The following is a 20,508-nucleotide window of genomic DNA, read 5'->3' as shown; positions in this document are numbered from 1 at the left end:
AGGCTAGCGCCTCCGACCCCTGCGCGGGGAACGGCTCGGGACGGCGAGATCTCGCGGCCTACGAGCCCGCGGGCACCGTGATCTCGACGAGCCCCGCGTCACCCAGGTCGCCCGTCGCGACGACGACGCCCCGCTCGCGGTAGTCGCCCGCCCGCGGGGTCGTGGTGACGTCGGCGAGCGTGCCGAGGTCGGACCCCGCGCGCACCCGCACGCGCTCGCCCGGCTCGACGACCCGGTAGACGACCCGGCGCGTCCGTCCGGCGAGCTCGAGGTCGACGGCGAGGCCGTCGGCCGCCGCGGGCAGCACGGGGTCGACGACGAGCGCGCCGGACGACCCCGAGCGCTCCGTGAGGCCGAGCACGCCCTGGACGAGCTGACGCAGGTAGATGCCCGGCCCGCTGGAGTACACGCGCCAGCCACCGCGGACGCCCACGGTCCCGTCGCGCAGCCGGTCGAAGTCGCGCGCGAAGCTCTGGCGGTCCGGGAAGTCGGCGTCGCTCGACGAGAAGTACGCGTTGCGCTGGCGCGGCGCGGCGTGCGCGAGGCGGCTGCCCAGGTCGACGGGGCTGATGCGCAGCAGCTCGTCGAGCGCGCGGCCGCGGCCCAGGGCCGCGAGCGCCTCGACGTAGCGGATGTGCGCGTGCACGTACATGAGCCCGATCTCGCGACCGACGTTCGCCGCCTGCTCGGCCCGCAGGAACGTGTGCGGGACGCCCTCGTCGAACGCGGCGGGGTGGTCCATGAGACGCACGCCGTCCGGGAAGTGGAGGTGCTCGACCACGAGGCGCTCGTGCTGCTCCGCCTCCTCGGGCGTGAGGATGCCCGCGATGATCGACTGCGTCATGGGGATGAGGCGATACCGCATCCCGGAGACCGTGTCGGACGGGTGGATCACGAGCTCGTCGCCGTCGGACCCGTGCCGCACGTACCCGGCCATGACGCCGTCGACGAGCGCGCGCTCGCGCAGGTCGGCGCTGACCTCGGCGGCCAGTGCCCCGGCGCGCTGCGAGAGCGCGGCGTGGTCGTCGCCGCCGGACGTGGTGCGGGCGAGCAGCTCGGCGGCCTGCACGAGCAGCGCGGACGTCCACGTGGACGCGAGGTCCGTGCGCATGCGCGGGTCGGCGGGCTGGAGCGTGTCGTCCCAGTCGCCCTCGCCGTACGCGGGCAGGGCGGTGCCGGGCAGGCGGTCGCGGTCGAGGTGGTCGAGCAGGCGCGCGACGTGGTCGCGCACGGTCGCCGCGGCGTCGGGCCCGGACGCGGCCGGGCGCCGGTGCGCGTGGTCCCAGAACGGGACCGGCTCGTCGAGCACGGCGAGGTCGCCGCTCGCGTCGAGGTACTGCGCGAGCGCGAACAGCGGCCACACGACGACGTCGCCGTGCGACGAGTCGTTGTAGCGCTCGCCGTAGGCGTCGAACATGAACCACTGCGGGAACTCGCCCCACGTGTGCTGGTGCGCGAGGACGCGCAGCACGATCGCGCGCGCGACGTCGTGCCGCCCGCCCGCGAGCGCGAGCTCGAACGGTCCCTGGCACACGTCGCGCGTGCCCCACGCGGCGCCCGAGTACTGCTCCAGGCCGTGCGGGACGAGGAAGTGGATCAGGGCGTCGTGCGCGTACCAGGGCACGAGCAGGTCGAGCTCCTGCGTCTCCACCTCCGCGTGGGGCGCGAACCGCAGGCCGCGCACGACCCCGCGGACGGTCGCGAGGTGGCCCGCGAGGGTCGCGTCGACGTCGGTGAGCGGGTCGTGCGCCGGCGCGGCGAGCGCGAGCGCGGCGTCGGCCCCGTCCAGCGAGCCGGTGATCGCGAGCCGGAGCGCACCGGTGTCGGTCGCGCTCGTGAGGCGGTGCGCGGTCCCGTCAGGGGCGCCCGCCGGGTGCTCGGGGTCGAGCACGACGGACGCGCTCGACGACACGACGTACCGCAGGTCGGGGTAGTGCGCGTCGACGTCGCCGCCCGGGACGGGATGCACGACGACGGCCTCGCCCGCGTCCGCCGTCGGGGCCACGTGCTCGACGACCCAGCCGCCCGCCTCGTCGTCGAGCTCGAGCGTCGCGGTGACGTGCAGCGGCCGGTCGCAGCGCACGTCCACGTCGATGCGGTTCTCGCGGTCGTGCGCGACGGTCCGCACGTCCACGCGGCCGAGCGGCGTCTCGTAGACCCAGCGGACGCCGCCGACGTCGAGGACGAGCGCCGAGGGGAGCCCGAGCAGCCGGGGGCCGCGGCCGTCGTCGACGAGGACCCGCAGCCCGCTGCTGCGGAGCAGGTTGAGGTGGTGCCGGTGCACGGTCGCGAGGCGGTTCGCCGTGGTGTTGCCGAGCACGACGTGCGACGCGAAGACGCCCGGCGCGAACGCCGTCGTGGAGAGCACGTCGTCCGTGGGCAGCACGTCGTCGCCCGCCTTGAGCACGTGCCCGTGCGAGCGCTCGGTCACGGTGTCCTTGCGCGCGTCCACGACGTGCGTCCCGTCCGCGGTGAAGAACGACAGCAGCGTGCCGTCGGCGTCGCGCTCGGGCAGGAGCACGTCGTCGGCGCCGAGCCCGACGGCGGCGAGCAGCCCGGCCTCGTCGAGCTCGTCGCCCGCGAGGAGCGGCGCGTCGCGCAGCACGGACCCGGTCCGCGGCAGCGGGGTGGTCGCGCGCTCGTCGGCGGCGGCGGCGACCGCAGCCGCCGCCCAGCCGGCCACCTCGTCGAGGTGCGCGGCGAGCGGGCCGGGCGCGTCGGGGTCGACGACGGTCACCGCGTGCACGCGGGCCGTCCCGCCGGACAGGTCGAGCGGGCGCGAGACGAGGGTCGGCATCGCGTACTCGTACTGGAGCACGCCGGAGTCCACGGGACCGAGCAGGCCGTGCGGGACGCCGTCGCGCCGGGTCCGGGCCGTGAAGACCTGGAGCGAGTCCGTGAGGTGCGCGACGGCGCCCTCGACGAGGAACGCGACGGCGAGCGGGAGGCGCGGCTGGGCGGACATGGTCTGCCGGCTGACGAGCACGGTGCCCGCGTCGGGGTGCTCCAACGCGCGGTGCAGCAGGTACTGGCACACGTACGGCTCGCTCGACAGCGCCGCCGCGGGCGGCGCGAGGGCGAGGTCCTGCGCGTGCACGACGTCGTAGCGCGCGTCCGCGGGCGTGCTCGCGCCGGCCGTGAGGTCGACGCGCCAGACGAGCGTGCGTCCGTCGAGCGTCAGCGCGACGCGCGTGGCGAGCCCGAGCGCCTCGCCCGACCACACGACCCGGTCGGTGCCGACCTCGACCGACGTCACCGCGGGCGCCGACCCGGTGAGCCGGGCGACCTCGACGCCGCCGTCCGCGCGGGTCGCGCGCAGCAGGACGCCGCCGGGCATGCGGTCGTGCTCGCCCGGCAGGTACTGGTTGACGAGCAGGCCGCCCGTGCTCACGGCGCGCACGTCACCCCCGCCGGTGAGCTCGACGGTCAGCTCGCCCGAGGCGAGCGTCGCGCCCGCGAGGGGGGTCGTGCGTGCGGGGCTGGCGGTGAGGGTCACGCGGTCTCCTGCTCGGTGGTGCGGGTCTCGGGTGCTGCGGGGGTCGTGCCCTCGGGGCGCAGCAGCGCGAGGAACTGGTCGAAGAGGGCGACCATGTCGACGTTGTCGGGGTCCAGCAGCCACTGGAGCTGCAGGCCGTCCATGACGGCGGAGAAGAGCTGGCCGATCGCCTGCGGGTCGACCTCGGGGCGCAGCTCGCCGCGCGCGACGGCGTCCTGGAAGCGCGTGTCGTCCTGGTGGCGCAGGGCGCGGTAGCGGTCGCGCACGACGTCGTGGGCCGGGTGCGCGGCGTCCGTCGCCTCGGCGGCGACCACGACGTGCAGCGAGACGAGACCCGGCGTCTCGGCGTTGCGCCGGACCTGGTCGCGGATGGTCGTCAGGAGGTCGGCGCCCGCGGCCTCGTCCTCGGTGCGTCGCACGAGGTCGCGCCGGTCGCGCTCCTCGAGCGTCGCGGTCAGGAGGCCCGCCTTGCTGCCGAAGTGGTGCAGGAGCCCGGCCTCCGAGATGCCGACGCGCGCCGCGATCTCGCGCAGCGAGCTGCCGCGGAAGCCCTGCTCGCCGAACACCTCGACGGCCGTGCGCAGGATCTCGCGACGGCGCTGCTCGCCCCGGACGATGCGTCGGTCGGGCAGGCCGGCCGCCGTCGTGCCACGCGTCCCGGTCGTCGTCGCCCGGCCCCCCGCCGTCCCCGTCGTGGCGCCGCCACCTGCGGAGTCGCTCTCGTTCATCACCGTCTCCTTCGCCCAGTCTCTCGGCGCCAACGGTACGGCCTGGACGCCCCGGTTGAAAATACTAACCGAGCGCACGCTAAGGTAGTTTCCACAGCGGCTCACACCAGACGAGCCGACTGCTCGATGAGGAGGATTGCTCATGAAGCTCGGACGCAAGGCGGTCGCCATCGGCGTCGTCGGACTCCTGGCCCTGACCGCGTGCGGTCGTGCGGACGACGACTCGACGGGTGGCGAGACCGACGCCGGGTCCACCACGACGGTGGACGACGCGCCCGCGAAGGGTGACATCACGATCTGGGCGATGGGTGAGGAGGGCGAGAAGCTGCCCGACTTCGTCCAGGGCTTCACGGACGAGAACCCCGACGCGAACGTCGAGGTCACCACGATCCCGTGGGCCGACGTCATGACGAAGTTCCAGACCGCCGTCGCCGCGGGCACCGTGCCCGACGCGATCATGATCGGCTCGTCCTTCATGCCGACGATGGTCGCCACCGGCGGCCTCGCGCCCGTCCCGGACGGCCTCGTCGACAGCGCGGACTTCGTCGAGGGCGCTGCCGCCTCCACCGTCGCCGACGGCGTCGAGTACGGCGTGCCGTGGTACGTCGAGACCCGCGTCCTGTACTACCGCTCCGACCTGGCCAAGGCGGCCGGGGTCGAGGCGCCCACGACGTGGGAGGAGCTCACGTCGTTCGCCGAGGCGATGCAGGCCAACGGCTCGACCTACGGCCTCCAGCTCCCCATGGGCGACGCCGAGGACTCCACGCAGGTCATCCTGCCGTTCTACTCGCAGGCCGGCGGCTCGGTCCTCAACGAGGCCGGCGACGCGTTCGACCTCGACAACCAGGCGATGATCGACGCGCTCGACTACTACGCGTCGTTCTTCACCGAGGGCCTGTCCCCGCTGTCCGGCTACGGCGACTCGCAGAACAGCGCGTTCGTCGACGGCTCCGACCCGGCGTTCATCTCCGGCCCGTGGATGGTCAACGTGCTCGCAGATCTCCAGGGCGAGGACTGGGTCGAGCAGAACGTCGCGACCGTCCCGGTGCCCGCGGGCTCCGCGAACAACGACTCGTACATCGGCGGCGGGCACCTCGGCGTCTTCGCCGAGGCCAAGAACCCCGACGGCGCGTGGAAGCTCGTGCGCTGGCTCGCCCAGCCCGAGACGCAGCAGGCCTGGTTCGACGCGACGAGCGACCTTCCCGCCCTCACCACCGCGTGGGACTACGAGCCGCTGACGTCCAACCCCCGCACGCAGGTGCTCCAGGAGCAGCTCGAGAACACGATCGCCCCGCCGACCGTGCCGAGCTGGGACGAGCTCTCCGCGACGATCGAGACCGAGGCCGAGAAGGTCGCGAACGGTCAGGTCACGTCCGAGGACGCCGCCAAGGCGATCCAGGCCAAGGCCGACACGCTCGGGCTCGGCTGGTAACAGGACCCGTCGGTCATGACCACCACCACCGAGGGACGGCGCCGGCGCACGGCCGGCGCCGTCCACCGGCGACGGCAAGCGCTCGTCGCCTGGCTGTTCGCGCTCCCGTTCGTCGCGGTCTTCACGGTCTTCATGCTGGGGCCGCTGCTCGCGTCGTTCGGGATGTCGTTCTCGGACCTCACGATCCGTGACATCAAGACGCCGTTCGCGGTGAACTTCGTCGGGCTCGAGAACTTCACCGGCGTCTTCCAGGACGAGCTCTTCCGCAAGGCGCTGCTCAACACCTTCTACTTCGTCCTCGTCGGCATCCCGCTGACGATGGTTCTCGGCCTCGCCCTGGCCGTGGCCCTCAACTCGGGCATCGAGAAGTTCCGGAGCGTCTTCCGCGTCGGCTACTACACGCCCGTCGTGACGTCGATCGTCGCGGTGGCCGTCGTGTGGCGGTTCATCCTCCAGGACTCCGGCCTCGTCAACACCGTGCTCGGCTGGGTCGGGATCGACGGTCCCGACTGGCTCAACGACAGCACCTGGGCCATGCCGTCGATCATCCTCATGGCCGCCTGGCGCAACATGGGCACGCTCATGATCATCTTCCTCGCCGGGCTCCAGGCGATCCCGCGCGACGTCTACGAGGCCGCCGAGGTCGACGGCGCCGGCTCGTGGCGCCGGTTCCGCTCCATCACGGTCCCGCTCATGCGCCCCACCCTGCTGCTCGGCGCGGTGCTGCTGTCCGTCGGCTTCCTCCAGGTGTTCGAGGAGCCCTTCGTCATGACCAAGGGCGGCCCGGTCAACTCGACGCTGACCATCAGCTACTACGTCTACAACCAGTTCGGGTACGGCAACTACGCGTTCGCCTCCGCAGCCGCGTACGTGCTCTTCGCGCTGATCGCCGCGCTCGCCGCCGTCCAGTTCCGCCTGCTGCGGTCGAAGGAGGATTGACATGACCGTCACGTCCTCGCGGACCACCCCCGCGACGCCCGGGACCGCCGGCACGACCACCCGGCGCCGCCCGCGGCGCCCGATCCGGTGGTCGCGCGGCGCCACGTACACGGCGCTCGTCGTCGGGCTGCTCCTGACCCTCATGCCGTTCATCTGGATGGCGCTCGGCAGCTTCAAGACGCAGGGCGAGCTGCTCCAGCGCCCCATCACGTGGTGGCCGCAGGACCCCACGCTCGACAACTACGAGCGGTGGCTCTCCCAGCTCAACTACGGGCAGTACTTCACCAACTCGATCGTCGTGGCCGTCGCCGTGGTGCTCGGCAACATCGTGTTCTGCTCGATGGTCGGCTACGCCCTGGCGAAGATGAGCTTCCCCGGCAAGCGGGTGCTGTTCGCCCTCGTCATGCTCACGCTCATGGTCCCGGGCGTCGTCACGCTCGTGCCGATGTTCGTGCTCGTGTCCAACATGGGGCTCGTCAACACCTACCCGGCACTCATCCTGCCGTTCCTCGCCGGACCGCTCGGCGTGTTCCTCATGCGGCAGTTCATGCTCGGCATCCCGGACGCGCTCATCGAGGCCGCCCGGATCGACGGCGCAGGCGAGTTCCGGATCTTCTTCCGCATCGTGCTGCCCCAGTGCGGGCCGCCGCTCGCGACGCTGAGCATCCTCACGTTCCTCGGGTCGTGGAACAACTTCCTGTGGCCCCTGGTCGTGGCGCAGACCGAGAACATGTACACCCTCCCGGTCGCGCTCTCGCTGTACTCGGTCGGCTCGAACGGCACCTACTACGGCCTCCTCATGGCCGGGTCCGTGCTCGTCGTGACGCCGATCCTCATCCTGTTCCTGTTCCTGCAGCGCTACTTCGTGCAGGGCATCGCCATGACCGGCATCAAGTGACCGGCGACCGACGAGGAGAGCCCGTGTCGATCACCTTCCCCGAGAACTTCGTCTGGGGCGCCTCGACGGCGGCCCACCAGATCGAGGGCAACAACGTCAACAGCGACTGGTGGGCGCGCGAGGTCGACCCGGCCTCGACCCTCGCCGAGCCGTCGGGCGACGCCGCCGACTCCTACCACCGGTACGCCGACGACATCCGGCTGCTGGCCGAGTCCGGGCTCACCTCGTACCGGTTCTCGATCGAGTGGGCGCGCATCGAGCCGGCCGAGGGTCGCTTCTCGCGGGCCGAGGTCGACCACTACCGCCGCATGATCGACTGCTGCCTCGAGCACGGGGTCACGCCGCTCGTCACGCTGCACCACTTCACCTCGCCGCGCTGGTTCGCGGAGGACGGCGGCTGGACCGACCCGCGGTCCGTCGAGCGGTTCGCGCGGTACGTCGAGCACGTGCGGCCGCTGCTCGACCGCGCGTCGCACGTGTTCACCATCAACGAGCCGAACATCCTCGCGATGATGATCACGGCCGCCAAGGGCACCGAGCAGCTCCAGGCCGGCACGATGCACGCGCCCGACCCGGTCGCGACCGAGCACCTCATCGCCGCGCACCGCCGGGCCGTGGAGCTCGTGCGGACCGTCGGGGTGCCCGTCGGGTGGCCCGTCGCGCCGCAGCAGTTCTTCGCCGACCCCGGCGCCGAGGAGGTCCTGCGCGAGTACGCCTACCCGCGCGAGACCGTCTTCCTCGAGGCCTCGCGCGGCGACGACTTCGTCGCCGTCCAGGCCTACACGCGCACCCGCATCACCGTGGACGGGCCGCTGCCCGCCCCCGAGGACTCGGAGAAGACGCTCACCGGGTGGGAGTACTACCCGGCCGCCATCGCGGAGGCCGCGCGCCTCGGGCACGAGCTCACCGGCCTGCCGGTCCTCGTCTCCGAGAACGGCATCGCGACGGCGGACGACGCGCGCCGCATCGACTACACGCGCGACGCCCTGCGCGCGCTGCACGCCGAGATGGAGGCGGGCCTCCCGCTGCTCGGCTACCTCCACTGGTCGCTGCTCGATAACTACGAGTGGGGCTCGTACGCCCCGACGTTCGGGCTCGTCGCGTGGGACCCGGAGACCTTCGAGCGCACGCCCAAGCCCAGCCTCGGCTGGCTCGGCGGCGTCGCCCGCGGCACGGTCTCGCTCGACGACTGACCCCGCTCGCGTCGCGGCCCGTCCTGCGGGCCGCGACGTGCGACGGAGACCGTGGTCACCCGTCCAGGAGCGCGGCCACCTTGATGGCGGTCTCCTTGGCGGACCTGGGGTTCTGACCGGTCACGAGGTTCCCGTCCACGACGGTGTAGGACACGAACGGCAACCGGGCCTTCTCGTAGAGCGCGCCGCGCTTCCTCATCTCCTCCTCCGCGTTGTACGGCACGAGCTCGTCGACGCGGGCAAGGACCTCCTCCTGCCAGGCGAAGCCCGTGAGCCTGCGCCCGGCGACGAGGTGGGTGCCGTCGGCGAGCGTGGTGTCGAGCAGCCCGCAGTAGCCGTGGCACACGGAGGAGACGACGCCGCCGCGCTCCCAGATCTCGCGCGTGATGCGCTGGAGCGGCTCGCTGCCCGGGAAGTCGTACATGACCGCGTGTCCGCCGGTGAAGTAGATGGCGTCGACGTCGTCCGGGTCGATCTCGTCGGGGCTCGCGGTCTCCTCGAGGAGGGCCATCGAGGCAGGGTCGTCGTGCCACGACCGAGCGGTCCTGTCGTAGCTGGGAAACCGCAGCGACCGCGGTTCGAGGGGTGCCCGGCCGCCCTGCGGGCTCACGATCCTCTGCTCGTAGCCGTGCTCGGCGAAGACGTGCCAGGCGTGGGTGAGCTCCGAGAGCCAGAGGCCCGTCTGGTGGTCCGGGTCGTCGTAGTGGCCGACGTTCGTGACGACATGGAGGATGCGCTGGGTCACGGGTGTCTCCTTCGGCGTATCGGGCCTACCTGCCGGTCGGCACGGCGGCCAGGGACAGGACGGCGACGACGGACGATCGGACGCGGTCGACGACCTCGTCCGCAGGCCCGGGCCTGAGCTTGCCGTCCAGGTGGAGGAACGCCAGGCCGTGGGCCAGGCTCCAGAGCGCCGTCGACAGGCTCGCGGGATCGGCGGCGGGGAACAGGCGAGCGACGGCCTGCTCGAGCACGGCGTGCAGCGTCCGGGAAGCCCGGACGCGCTCGCTGTCCGCGTCGTCGCACGCGTTGCCGAACATCAGCCGGAACACCGCCGGGCGCCGCAGCGCGAAGGACACGTAGGCCGTCCCGAGCGCAGTGATCTCGTCGGCGGCGCTCGCGCCCTCGGGGAGCGTCTCCGCGGCGCGGCGCAGGTCCTCACCGAGGTCCGTGAACCCCTCCACCGCGACCGCCGCCTCGAGTGCGTCGCGGTCGGCGAAGTGCCGGTACGGGGCCGTGGGAGAGACGCCGGCGCGGCGCGCGACAGCACGGAGGGAGAACGTCTCTCCGGCTTCCAAGGATTCGACCGCTGCGGTGATCAGTGCCGCCCGCAGGTCGCCGTGGTGATAGCCCGACCTCGATGTTGACACTGCTCACTTCCGTTCCTACGCTGATGTGTACACCGTCAACATTACCTCCTCGGGAAGGGGAAGGTCGAGGATGCAGACGATCCTGGGAGCGAACGGCCAGATCGCCGTCGAGCTCGCGCGAGAGCTCCACCGCGAGCACCCGGGCGAGCTCCGCCTCGTCAGCCGCAACCCGCGCCCGGTCAACGACACGGACCTCCTCGCGCGCGCCGACCTGCTCGACGCGGAGCAGACCGCCGCGGCCGTCGCCGGCAGCAGCACCGTCTACTTCACCGCCGGACTGCCGGCGGACACGCGGCTGTGGGAGGAACGGTTCCCCACGATGCTCAGGAACGCGCTCGATGCGGCCCGCGCCGCGGGGGCCGCGTTCGCCTACTTCGACAACACGTACATGTACCCGCAGGACGACCGGGTGCAGACCGAGGAGACGGAGTTCGCCCCGGTAGGGCGCAAGGGGGCGGTGCGCGCGGCGATGGCGACGACGGTGCTCGAGGAGATGGCCCGCGGCGACATCCCCGTCCTCATCGCGCGGGCACCGGAGTTCTACGGCCCGGGCCGCACGCAGAGCTTCACGAACACCCTCGTCCTCGACAGGATCGCGGCCGGCGAGAGGGCGCTCGTCCCGGTGCGCGCCGACCGCGAGCGCACCCTGATCTGGACCCCGGACGCCTCCCGCGCTCTCGCCCGCCTGGGCACCACGCCCGACGCCTACGGGCAGACGTGGCACCTGCCGACCCCCGACCACCGGCCCACCTACCGCGAGCTCGTCACGCTGGCGAGCGAGACCTTCGGGCGCAGCCCCCGGTACGCCGTGCTCCCCCGGTGGGCCCTGACCGCGGCAGGCGTCGTGTCCGCACAGGTGCGCGAGCTGCGAGAGCTGCTCCCCCGCTACGAGCACGACAACCGCTTCGACTCCTCGACGTTCACGGCACGGTTCCCGGACTTCGAGGTCACCCCGTACCGCACCGGCCTCGAGATCCTCCGCCACGAGGCGCAGCGGAACTCCTGAGCGGCGGGCCCTGGCTGGCGACGCGCCACGTGTCCTCAGACGTCACCGGCGCGACGACCAGCTCGACGACGCCGAGGAGCCCGAGCCGTCACGCGCGCGCCGCGTACGCGTCCGTCTCGAACTGCGCCGCGGCGGCGACGGTGTCCGGGTTCTCCAGGAGCGCCGCGCAGAGTGCGCTGGACAGCGTGAAGTCCTCGATCCCGCGGGCCGCGAGCGCCGCGACCTGGGTCGTGTCGCGCAGGCTCGCGGCGAGCACGCGGCACCCCTGGCCCGACGCGAGCAACGTCGCGTGGAGGTCGACCGTCTGCTCGACGCCGTCGAGGCCCAGGTCGCTCATCCGCCCGACGTAGGGCGCGATCCAGCCCGCACCGGCCGCGTCCGCGAGGAGCGCCTGGGACGCGTGGTAGACCGCCGTGACGAGCACGGGCACCCCCTCGCGCGTCAGCCGGCGAGAGACGGCGAGGCCGTCGCGGGTCGCGGGCAGCTTGACGACGACGTCCGGGCCGAGGCCGACGAGCTCCCGGCCGTGCGCCTCCAGCGCCGCCTCGTCCGGGCCGACGGCCTGGAGGAACACCGTCCCCGCGCCGGCCGCGCGCGCCCACCGGTGGACGTCGGGGGCGTCGTCGACGGTGAGGCCCGCCCGGCGCAGGATCGTCGGGTTCGTGGTGACGCCGGCGAACAGGCCGGTCGCGAGGAGCCGCTCGACCTGGTCGCGGTCGGCGGAGTCGATGTACAGCATGCGTTCTCCCTGGTGGTGCGGTCAGGCCGCGGGCGGCCGGGGCCGGTCCGCGACCGTGGCGAGCAGGTCGTAGTAGGGGGCGTCGATCGTCGCGGGCACGTCGCGGGGCGGGACGACGTCGAGCACCTCGGGCGCCCACGACGCGGCGACTCCCGCCACGGTGGTGCCCTCGAGGACGGCGACGGCCTGGACGCACGCCCCGCGCGCCGTCGCCTCGGGGGCCGCACGACGCACGACGGGGCGGCCGAGGGCGTCGGCGAGGACCTGCCGGTACGCGAGCGACCGGGCGCCGCCGCCGTTGACGACGACCTCCCCGCTCGTGTCGACGCCCACCCGCTCGAGCGCGCGGGCCGCCCCGACCAGGCCGGCGACGACACCCTCGAACGCGGCCAGCGCGAGGTCCTCCCGCGTGGTCTCTCCGGTGATCCCGCCGAGCACGCCGGTCGCGCCCGGTCGCCGCGGGGTGCGCTCGCCGTCGAGGTAGGCGACGAGCGTCGGCCGCTCTCCCCGGACGGGGGCGGCGAGCGCGAGGCGTTCGAGGGTCGCGTGGTCGACGTCGAGGAGCCGCGCGAAGGTGTCGGTGACCTTGGCGGCGTTGAGCGTGCACGCGAGCGGCAGATACCCGCCGGTCGCGTCGCACACGGAGTCGACCGTGCCGAGGGGGTCGACGACGGACGTGCGACGCGGGCTGAGGACGACGCCGGACGTGCCGAGCGAGACCCCGAGGTCGCCCTCGACGAGGCCGAGCCCGACGGCGGCGAGGTGCTGGTCTCCCCCGCCCGGACCGACGACGACGCCCGGCCGGAGCCCGAGCTCGGCGGCGACGTCCGGACACACGGTCCCGGCCGGGGTGTCGGGACCGAGGACGGTCGGGAGGACGTCCTCCCAGCCGACGTCCGGCGAGACGAAGCGGTCCAGGAGCTCGGGCCGCCAGACGCCGCGGTGGACGTCGAGGTAGCCGGTCCCGGCGGCGTCGGACCGGTCGGTGACCGTCGACCCGGTGAGCCGGTAGGTGAGGTAGTCGTGCGGCACGAGGACGTGCGCGACGCGCTCGAGGAGCGCGGGGTCGGTCTCCGCCACGTGCGCGAGCTTCATGATGGTCAGGGCGGACGACGGCGCCATGCCGACGTCCTCCATCCACCGTCCGAGCCCGTACTCGTGGGCGACCTTCGCGGCCGCCGGGCCCGCCGTCGTGTCGTTCCACAGGGGCGCGGGGGCCAGCGGCTCGCCGCTCCGGTCCAGCAGCACGAGCCCGTGGCACTGGGCGCCGACGGCGAGCGCGACGACCTGCGCCGGGTCGGCGTCGGCGTCGCGCAGGGCGCCCGAGAACGCCGCCCGGAACGCGGCCCACCAGTCCCGCGGGTCCTGCCGGCTGACGGGGGGCGCGGTGCGGGGATGGGGGGCCGACGCGGTCCCGACGAGCGCGCCGTCGTCCCGGCGGCGCAGCTCGACGGTGCAGGACTGGGTCGAGGAGTCGACCCCTGCGACAAGGTCCATGGCTACTTCCAGTAGGGCTCGAGGGGCGGCAGCTCCTGGGGCGCCTCGTCGATCTTGCCGACGGCCCCCGACGGGTGCGAGTGCAGGACGTTCTCCCACGAGTACCCGCGCATCCGCATGAGGACCACGGCGAGCGCGTCGCCCCACGCTGCCGTCACGAGGGTAGATCCCATCGCGATGACCTCGCCGGGGTCGATCCCCGGGATCATCGTCAGCTCGACCACGACGTCCGCGTTCCGCGCGAGGCGCGAGGTGGCGTCCGCCGTCACCGCGACGACCGTGTCGACGCCGCGCTCCTTGGCGCGCACGACCAGGTCGTTGATCTCGTCGCTCCCACCCCCGCGGGAGATCGCGACGAGGATGTCGCCCGGGGCCATCGCGCCCATCGTGCCGTGCAGCGCGTCCGCGCCCGAGATGAACACCGACGGGGTGCCGGACACGGAGAGCAGGTGCGCCATGCGGCGCGCCACCGCGCCGGACGTGCCGGCCCCGGTGACGAAGACCTTGCCCGTGCACTCGTACACCCGCTGGACCACGTCCAGGAACACGTCGCCCAGGTCGGTCACGCTCGCGGCGACCCCCTGCGCCTCGTGCGCGACGACCGCCCGGGCGGTCTCGAGCACGGCGGCACGGCGGCGCGTCGTGGTGTCGGGGATGGTCATGGGTACTCCTCGTCCAGGGGTTCTCGGTGAGGTCACGCGGCGCTCCAGGCCGCGTGCCGCAGGTCCACGGAGGACAGGTCGCCGGCCGCGACGACGTCGCCGTCGCACCGGCCCTCCGTGAGGGTGACGACGTCGTCCGCAAGCTCGAGGATCTCCTCCTCCTCGCTGGACACGACGACGACCGTGAGCCCGTCGTCGTGGGCCAGCGAGCGCAGGAGCTTGTGGATCTCGGTCTTGACGCCGATGTCGACGCCCTTGGTCGGCTCGTCGAGCAGCAGCACGCGCGGTGCCTGCGCCAGGACGCGGGCGAGCAGCACCTTCTGCTGGTTGCCGCCCGACAGGCGCTCGACGGGGCCCTCGCGGTCCCCGCGCACCTGCATGCGGTCCATGAGCGCCGCCGCCTCGCGGCGCATGCGCCGCTTGTCGAGCAGGCCGAGCCGGCGGTACCGGTCGAGGACCGGGAGGACGACGTTCGTCGTCGCGTCCAGCCCCCCGACGATGCCGTCGACCTTGCGCTCCTCGGTCAGGTAGACGAGCCCGCGCCGCTGGGCCTCGGCGGGAGCCGCGGGCCGGTACGGCGCGCCGTCGAGCTCGATGCTCCCGCCCAGGACCTTGTCGAGGCCGACGAGCGTGCGCAGCAGCTCGGTGCGGCCGGCGCCGATGAGCCCGTAGACCCCCAGCACCCGGCCGGGGTGGGCCGTGAGGCTGACGTCGGCGAGCGTGGGCGTGCGCAGGTTCCGCACCACGAGGGACGGGCGCGCGCCCGCGTCGAGCGGGACGACGTCGGTGCGGTGCGCCGGCTCGGTGACCCCGCCCGTGGTGGCGGTCGCCTCGTCCCCGGCGATCGCGTGCACGACCGCCTGGCGGTCGACCGTGCCGGCCGGGCCGGCGATGCGGACCTCGCCGTCGACGAGCGCGACGACGTGGTCGGCGACCGCGTACAGCTCGTCGAGCTTGTGGTCGACGAGCAGGATCCCGAGGCCCTCGGTGCGGGCCAGGTCGCGCACGGTCTCGAGGAACCGCTCGACCTGCCCGCCCTCGAGGCTCGTCGTCGGCTCGTCGAGCAGCAGGTAGCGCGCGTCGCGCGCCACGGCCACCGCGATCTCGAGGAGCTGGCGGGTCGCGACGGGGTAGGCGCCCAGCTTGCGGTCGACGTCCACCGCGAGGCCGAACCGGTCCGCGAGCGCGCGCGACTGCTCGCGCATGGTGCGGCGGTCGAGCGCCCCGCCGCGCGTCAGCTCACGGCCGAGGAACACGTTCTGCGTGACCGTGAGGTTCGGCAGGAGCGACAGCTCCTGGTAGACGGTCGAGATCCCGGCGTCGAGCGCGGCGGTCGGGGAGCCCTGGGGCAGCTCGTGGCCGTCCACGGTCACCGTGCCCTCGTCGGCGGGGTGCGCCCCGGCGAGCACGCGGAGCAGCGTCGACTTGCCGGCGCCGTTGTGCCCGACGAGCCCGGTGACCGTGCCCGCCGCGAGCGTCAGGTCGATGCCCTTGAGCACCCGCACGTGCGAGAAGCTCTTGACGATCCCGCTGGCCCGCAGGGCGCCGCCCTCGGCGGCGCCCCGCGGGACCGACGTCGTGACGTCGGTCATGTCAGCCGACCTCCCCCGGCGCAGGGGTCTCGCCGACGGTGAACGCCTTGAGCGGCAGGAGGATCTCCGGCTCGACGTCCTCGCCGTCGACGTACGCGCGGATCTGCTCGGTCACCTGGGTGCCGTAGCTCTCCGGCTCCTGGGCGACGCACCCGCGGTACACCTCGGTGAGCGTCTCCTCGGAGGCGCAGAACCCGTAGAGCGCGACGTCGGTGCGGTTGCCCAGGGCCTGGAGCGCGCCGTAGACGGCGGGGCCGGTCGAGGCCCAGATGACGTTGATGTCCTGGTTGCCCTGGAGCATCTCGCCCGTGACGCGCAGCGAGTCGTCGGGCTTGACGTTGCCGTCGACCTTGGCGACGACGGAGGCGTTCGGGTTGGCCGACACCGCGTCGGTGAAGCCCTCGTCGCGGATGACGACCGGGCGCTCGTCGGGCTCGGTGATGAAGCCGATGCTCAGCGCGGCGTCGGCGCCGAGGTCCTCGAGGACCTTCTCGCCCATCGCGCGGCCGCCCGCCTCGTTGTCCGCGCCGAGGTACTGGACGATCGACGCCCCCTGGGCGGCGAGCGCGTCCTCGTCGACGATGACGTTCACGGTGAAGACGGGCACGCCGGCGTCGTTCGCCGCCTTGACGATCCCCGCGGCGGGCTCCGACTTCACGGGGTTCAGCGCGAGCGCGCACGGGTCCTTCTGCAGCATGGCCTCGACCTGGGCGAGCTGCTGGGCGTCGTCGTCGTTCGCGACCTGCACCTCGACGTCGAACCCGTTGGCGGCGCCGCCGTCCTCGAAGCCCTTCTTCATCGCCACGTAGTAGGGGTTGGTGAGGTTCGGGAGGCTGACCGCGACGTACGGGTTCTCCCCGTCGCAGGACGCGGGCAGCGTGGTCTGGGCCTGGTCGGTCCCGCCGCTCCCGCTCGCGTCGCCGGTGCCGGTGCCGGTGTCGACGGCGGAGCAGGCGCCCGCGAGGGCGAGGGCGGTCACGGCGAGGGCCGAGACGATGATCTTGCGTCGCATGAAAACTCTCCTTCGAGCGGTGGGGGTCAGGACGTGGCGCGCGAGGCGCGACGTGGTTGCAGGAGCTGGAGGAAGAGGCGGCCTCTCCCCCCGGTGGTCGAGAGCGAGCGGCGGTAGGTGTCGAGGCTGACGCCGGCGAGGATGATCACGCCGATGACGAGGGGCTGCCAGAAGCTGTCGACGCCGACGACGTTCATGCCGTTCGAGACGGTCGCGATGAGCACCGCACCGAGCAGCGCGCCGCCGATCGAGCCGACCCCGCCGAACAGGCTCACGCCGCCGACCACCGCGGCGGCGATCGAGTAGAAGAGCTCGTTGCCCGAGCCGGCGGACGGGTACCCGACCATGAGGCGCGAGGTCGTCACGACGCCCGCGAGCGCGGCGCACAGACCGGAGACCGCGTAGACGAAGAGCGTGGTGCGCCCGGTGTGGATGCCCGCGAGGCGCGCCGTCTCCTTGTTGCCGCCGAGCGCGTAGATGTGGACGCCCGTGCTCGTGCGCGCCAGGAGGACGCTGAAGACGACGGCGACGAGCGCCACGATGAGGATCGGCGTCGGGATGCCGAACACCCCGCCGCGCCCGAGGAAGGCGAACATCGGGTCGCGCACCGTGACCGACGCCGCGCCCGTGAGGATCATGGGGATGCTCCCGGCGATGCCGAACATCGAGAACGTCGCGATGAACGGGGGCAGGCGCAGGTAGTGCACGAAGATCCCGTTGACGAGGCCCACCGCGACGCCGACGACGAGCGCGAGGACCGTCGCGGCCCACCACGGCAGGCCCGCCTGCATCCCGAGCGCCGCGGCCATGCCCGTGAGGGCGAGGTTGGACCCCGTCGAGAGGTCGATGCCACCGGTGAGCAGCACGAAGGTCTGGCCCAGCGCGAGCAGCGCCACCACGGCGCCGTTCAGCAGCAGGACCTCGAAGTTCCCGGCGGTGCGGAAGTTCGGGGACAGCAGACTCATCACCACCACCACGAGGACCAAGATCCCCGCGATCCCGACCTCGTCGGGGACGCGTCGTCGCGACATGTACTTCTCGCCTCCTTGCGGGTGCTCATATGAGCACGCGATTGCTCGTATGTCGATAGTATGGACACCACGAGGCCACAAGCAACGCGCCTCGATCACAGATCGGTAACATATGCGCAGACGAGCGCTCAGATGAGCAAGAATGGGTGACATGACGGACTTCTCGCGCCACGAGTTGGCACACGTGGCCCGCCGCTACTACGTGGACTCGGCCTCCAAGGTCGAGATCGGCGCGGAGCTCGGCGTCTCACGGTTCAAGGTCGCCCGGATGCTCGAGCAGGCGCTCGAGGCCGGGATCGTGACCATCACCATCGATGACGCCGGCGTCGTCGACCCGGCCCTCTCCGCGCGCCTGCGCTCGCACCTCGGCCTCGACGAGTGCCTCGTGGTCCAGGGCCGCGACACCGTGCCCGAGCTGCGCGAGGACGTCGGCGCGGCCGCCGCGGAGCTGCTCACCCGGTCGCTGCGCCCGGGCAACACCCTCGGCTTCGCGTGGGGACGGACGCTCACCGCCATGACGGAGCGCCTCACCGCGCTGCCCCCCGTGACCGTCGTCCAGCTCACCGGCGCGGTCGGCTCCGACCTCTCCGACTCCCCCGTCGAGGTGATCCGCCGCGTCTCCCTGCGCGCCGGCGGCGACGCGCACGCGATCTTCGCGCCCCTGGTCGTCGAGGACGCCGCGACCGCGGCGACGCTGCGCCGCCAGCCCGACATCGCCCGCGCGCTCTCGCTCTTCGACCGGGTCGACGTCGCGGTCGTCGCGATCGGCTCGTGGGACCCGCCGATCTCCCAGCTCCGCGAGGTCCTCGGACGCGACGAGCGGGACGACCTCACCGCGCGCGGCGTCCGCGCCGAGATCGCGGGCATCCTCCTCACCGCCGAGGGCGACCTCGTCCCCGACTTCGCCGAGCGGTGCCTCTCGATCTCCGCACGCCAGCTCGCCCGCGTGCCCCAGGTGATCGCCGTCGCCGCCGAGCACGAGAAGGCGGCGGCCGTCCACGCCGTCACGCGGTCCGGCCTCGTCTCCGCCCTCGTCACCGAGCAGCGGTGCGCCGAGGCCCTGCTCGACCTCCCGCCCGTCGCTCGCGGCGCGAGCCGATGAGGGCTTCCCGCACCCGCGTCGCCGCGTCGTTCTGGTCGACGCCGCGCGACCGCGTCGCCGCGGAGGCCGAGCGGCTCGCTCGGGCCGGGCTCCGCACCGTCCACTGGGACCGGACCGACGGCCGCTACGCCGCCGCGGGCGGCTTCACCGCCGCGGAGGCGGCGGCCGTGACCGCCGCCAGCGGGCTCGCCGCCGAGGCGCACCTCATGGTCGAGGAGCCGCTGCGCGAGGTCGACCCCTGGACCGACTTCTGCGAGCTCGTCGTCGTCCACGCGGGGACGCGCGACTGGCGCGCCGCCCTCGACCGCGTCCGCGCGCGAGGCGCACGCGCCGGCGTCGCGCTCTCGCCCGGCGTCGAGGTACCGGAGGTCGAGCCCGGGACGGACGTCCTCGTCATGTCGATCACCCCCGGCCACGCCGGCTCGACGTTCCAGGTCGACGCGCTCGCCACGGTCGGGCAGGTCGCGGGCCCGGGTCACGCCGTCGGCCTGGACGGCGGCGTCACGCGCTCGATCGTCCCGCAGGCGCTCCGCGCCGGGGCCACGTGGCTCGTGTCCGGGACGGACCTCGTCGCGAGCGAGGACCCGCACGGCTGGCTGACGGCGGCGCGCGCCACGGAGGTCGCTCCGCGGCGCGACGGGGACGAAGGAGCCGGATGAGCACCGCGCGGCCCGGCCGGCGGAACGTCCCCCTCGCCGCCGTCGCGGCCGAGGCCGGGGTGTCCGTCCCGACCGTGTCGAAGGTGCTCAACGCGCGCCCGGACGTCTCGGCGGCGACGCGCGAGCGGGTCGCCGAGGTCCTGCGGCGCCACGGCTACGAGATCCGGCCTCCCACGGCCAAGCGGACGGGACTCGTCGACGTCCGCATCGTCGACTTCGAGGGCCCGTGGTCGGAGGCGGTGGTGCGCGGCGCGGTCGCGGAGGCGCGGCGCCTGGGCCTGGACGTCGTGCTGTCCGTGGAGCTGGACCCCGACGACTGCGGCGCGTGGGTCTGGCACGCGCTCGCCCGGGGCACGGACGGCCTCGTGAGCGTCGTCGCGGTGCCCGACGCCGAGGCACGCGCGACGCTCGCGGCCGCCGGGGTGCCGCTCGTCGTCGTCGATCCGCGACGACGCCCGCCCGAGGACGTGCTCAGCGTGGGCGCGGCGAACTTCCAGGGGGCGCTCGAGGCGACGACGCACCTGCTGGAGCTCGGGCACCGGCGCATCGCGACGATCACGGGTGTGCCGGAGCAGGACAACGCGATCGCGCGGCTCGCCGGCTACCGCGCCGCGATGATCCAGGCGGGCGTGCCCGTCGACGAGGACCTGGTCTGCCTGAGCACGTACGGCGTCCCCGCGGGCTACGAGGGGACGCAGCGCCTGCTCGCCCGCGACGACCCCCCGACGGCGATCTTCGCGAGCAGCGACGACACGGCGCTCGGCGCGCTGCGCGCGCTGCGCGAGGCGGGGCTGTCCGTGCCGGACGACGTCTCGCTCGTCGGGTTCGACGACCTCCCCGTCGCGCCCTGGACCGACCCGCCCCTCACCACGGTCCGCCAGCCGCTCGTCGAGATGGGCGCCTCCGCCGTCGGGCTCGTGCACCGCGCGCGCACCGCGCACGGGCACACGCTGCGTACCGAGCTCGCGACACGCCTCGTCGTCCGGGAGTCCACCGCTCCCCCGCGGTCGTGAGACGGCCGTGGCGCGCGGTGCTGACGTGCGGTCCTGACGTGCGAGCCCGACGCGGCCTGGGCGGTCCTGACGCGCGGTCCGGACGCTCGCGCCCGGGGCACGCCGGGACCACGACGGACGGGAGGGACGCGGTCCGCGT

At 73.5% G+C, this 20,508-nt stretch carries 18 protein-coding genes; 8 read left to right on the top strand and 10 right to left on the bottom strand.

All coding sequences use genetic code 11. From position 1 onward, the window contains the following. Positions 1–58 precede the first annotated feature (58 nt). Positions 59–3,496 (bottom strand): GH36-type glycosyl hydrolase domain-containing protein, encoded by a 3,438-nt coding sequence (locus tag ACTJIY_RS09795; protein ID WP_440673615.1) that lies wholly within the window; start codon positions 3,494–3,496, stop codon positions 59–61. Beyond that, positions 3,493–4,224, bottom strand: coding sequence for a TetR/AcrR family transcriptional regulator (locus tag ACTJIY_RS09790; RefSeq protein ID WP_253051553.1), 732 nt, complete (start codon positions 4,222–4,224; stop codon positions 3,493–3,495). The genes ACTJIY_RS09795 and ACTJIY_RS09790 overlap by 4 nt, the downstream gene beginning before the upstream one ends. Positions 4,225–4,366: 142 nt before the next feature. On the opposite strand from ACTJIY_RS09790, the gene ACTJIY_RS09785 reads away from it, so the two are divergent. From ACTJIY_RS09785 to ACTJIY_RS09770, 4 genes are read left to right on the top strand one after another with little or no spacing between them, the layout of a single operon-like run. Continuing rightward, entirely contained in the window at positions 4,367–5,656 is a 1,290-nt protein-coding gene (locus tag ACTJIY_RS09785) for an extracellular solute-binding protein (protein WP_440673616.1), read from the top strand. A gap of 15 nt (positions 5,657–5,671) precedes the next feature. Continuing rightward, on the top strand, positions 5,672–6,595 hold the full coding sequence (locus ACTJIY_RS09780; RefSeq protein WP_253051555.1) for a carbohydrate ABC transporter permease: 924 nt from the start codon (positions 5,672–5,674) through the stop codon (positions 6,593–6,595). A gap of 1 nt (position 6,596) precedes the next feature. Next, on the top strand, positions 6,597–7,493 hold the full coding sequence (locus ACTJIY_RS09775) for a carbohydrate ABC transporter permease (protein ID WP_253051556.1): 897 nt from the start codon (positions 6,597–6,599) through the stop codon (positions 7,491–7,493). 23 nt (positions 7,494–7,516) lie between these two features. After that, positions 7,517–8,686: a glycoside hydrolase family 1 protein gene (locus tag ACTJIY_RS09770; RefSeq protein ID WP_440673617.1), complete on the top strand. Its 1,170-nt coding sequence runs from the start codon at positions 7,517–7,519 to the stop codon at positions 8,684–8,686. Between the two features lie 55 nt (positions 8,687–8,741). Here the strand turns inward: ACTJIY_RS09770 and ACTJIY_RS09765 are convergent, their stop codons facing one another. Together ACTJIY_RS09765 and ACTJIY_RS09760 are read right to left on the bottom strand one after the other, a co-directional pair. Further along, entirely contained in the window at positions 8,742–9,431 is a 690-nt protein-coding gene (locus ACTJIY_RS09765; RefSeq protein ID WP_440673618.1) for a type 1 glutamine amidotransferase domain-containing protein, read from the bottom strand. A 25-nt stretch (positions 9,432–9,456) separates the two neighbouring features. After that, positions 9,457–9,984, bottom strand: a complete 528-nt coding sequence (locus tag ACTJIY_RS09760) for a TetR/AcrR family transcriptional regulator (protein WP_440673619.1) — start codon at positions 9,982–9,984, stop codon at positions 9,457–9,459. Between the two features lie 142 nt (positions 9,985–10,126). Between ACTJIY_RS09760 and ACTJIY_RS09755 the strand changes: the two genes are divergently transcribed. Further along, positions 10,127–11,062, top strand: coding sequence for an NAD-dependent epimerase/dehydratase family protein (locus ACTJIY_RS09755; RefSeq protein ID WP_440673620.1), 936 nt, complete (start codon positions 10,127–10,129; stop codon positions 11,060–11,062). 88 nt (positions 11,063–11,150) lie between these two features. Here ACTJIY_RS09755 and ACTJIY_RS09750 read toward each other — a convergent pair whose 3' ends face one another. From ACTJIY_RS09750 to ACTJIY_RS09725, 6 genes are read right to left on the bottom strand one after another with little or no spacing between them, the layout of a single operon-like run. Next, complete coding sequence (locus ACTJIY_RS09750) at positions 11,151–11,801, bottom strand: transaldolase family protein (RefSeq protein ID WP_440673621.1); 651 nt, start codon at positions 11,799–11,801, stop codon at positions 11,151–11,153. Positions 11,802–11,822: 21 nt separating this feature from the next. Continuing rightward, positions 11,823–13,298, bottom strand: coding sequence for a xylulokinase (locus tag ACTJIY_RS09745; RefSeq protein WP_440673622.1), 1,476 nt, complete (start codon positions 13,296–13,298; stop codon positions 11,823–11,825). A 2-nt stretch (positions 13,299–13,300) separates the two neighbouring features. Continuing rightward, on the bottom strand, positions 13,301–13,960 hold the full coding sequence (locus ACTJIY_RS09740) for an SIS domain-containing protein (RefSeq protein WP_440673623.1): 660 nt from the start codon (positions 13,958–13,960) through the stop codon (positions 13,301–13,303). Between the two features lie 32 nt (positions 13,961–13,992). Continuing rightward, positions 13,993–15,552 (bottom strand): sugar ABC transporter ATP-binding protein, encoded by a 1,560-nt coding sequence (locus ACTJIY_RS09735; protein ID WP_440673624.1) that lies wholly within the window; start codon positions 15,550–15,552, stop codon positions 13,993–13,995. Position 15,553: 1 nt separating this feature from the next. Further along, positions 15,554–16,564: a substrate-binding domain-containing protein gene (locus tag ACTJIY_RS09730; protein WP_440673625.1), complete on the bottom strand. Its 1,011-nt coding sequence runs from the start codon at positions 16,562–16,564 to the stop codon at positions 15,554–15,556. A gap of 26 nt (positions 16,565–16,590) precedes the next feature. After that, the gene (locus tag ACTJIY_RS09725) at positions 16,591–17,595 is read right to left on the bottom strand and encodes an ABC transporter permease (RefSeq protein WP_087470399.1); all 1,005 of its coding nucleotides are present in this window, start codon (positions 17,593–17,595) and stop codon (positions 16,591–16,593) included. Positions 17,596–17,746: 151 nt separating this feature from the next. On the opposite strand from ACTJIY_RS09725, the gene ACTJIY_RS09720 reads away from it, so the two are divergent. The 3 genes from ACTJIY_RS09720 to ACTJIY_RS09710 are packed head-to-tail and all read left to right on the top strand — an operon-like array spanning position 17,747 to position 20,369. Then, positions 17,747–18,697: a sugar-binding transcriptional regulator gene (locus tag ACTJIY_RS09720; protein WP_253051562.1), complete on the top strand. Its 951-nt coding sequence runs from the start codon at positions 17,747–17,749 to the stop codon at positions 18,695–18,697. Further along, positions 18,694–19,356, top strand: coding sequence for a hypothetical protein (locus ACTJIY_RS09715; RefSeq protein WP_440673626.1), 663 nt, complete (start codon positions 18,694–18,696; stop codon positions 19,354–19,356). The genes ACTJIY_RS09720 and ACTJIY_RS09715 overlap by 4 nt, the downstream gene beginning before the upstream one ends. Further along, positions 19,353–20,369 carry a LacI family DNA-binding transcriptional regulator gene (locus tag ACTJIY_RS09710; protein WP_440673627.1) on the top strand — a complete coding sequence of 339 codons (1,017 nt, stop codon included), beginning with the start codon at positions 19,353–19,355 and terminating at the stop codon, positions 20,367–20,369. Before ACTJIY_RS09715 ends, ACTJIY_RS09710 begins: the two co-directional genes overlap by 4 nt. Positions 20,370–20,508: the final 139 nt, after the last annotated feature.

The organism is Cellulosimicrobium sp. 22598 (assembly GCF_052044445.1).
Classification (GTDB): Bacteria; Actinomycetota; Actinomycetes; order Actinomycetales; family Cellulomonadaceae; genus Cellulosimicrobium; species Cellulosimicrobium cellulans_G.
Note: the sequence above shows the minus strand (reverse complement) of the source record. Positions and strands in the feature narration are given on the sequence as shown.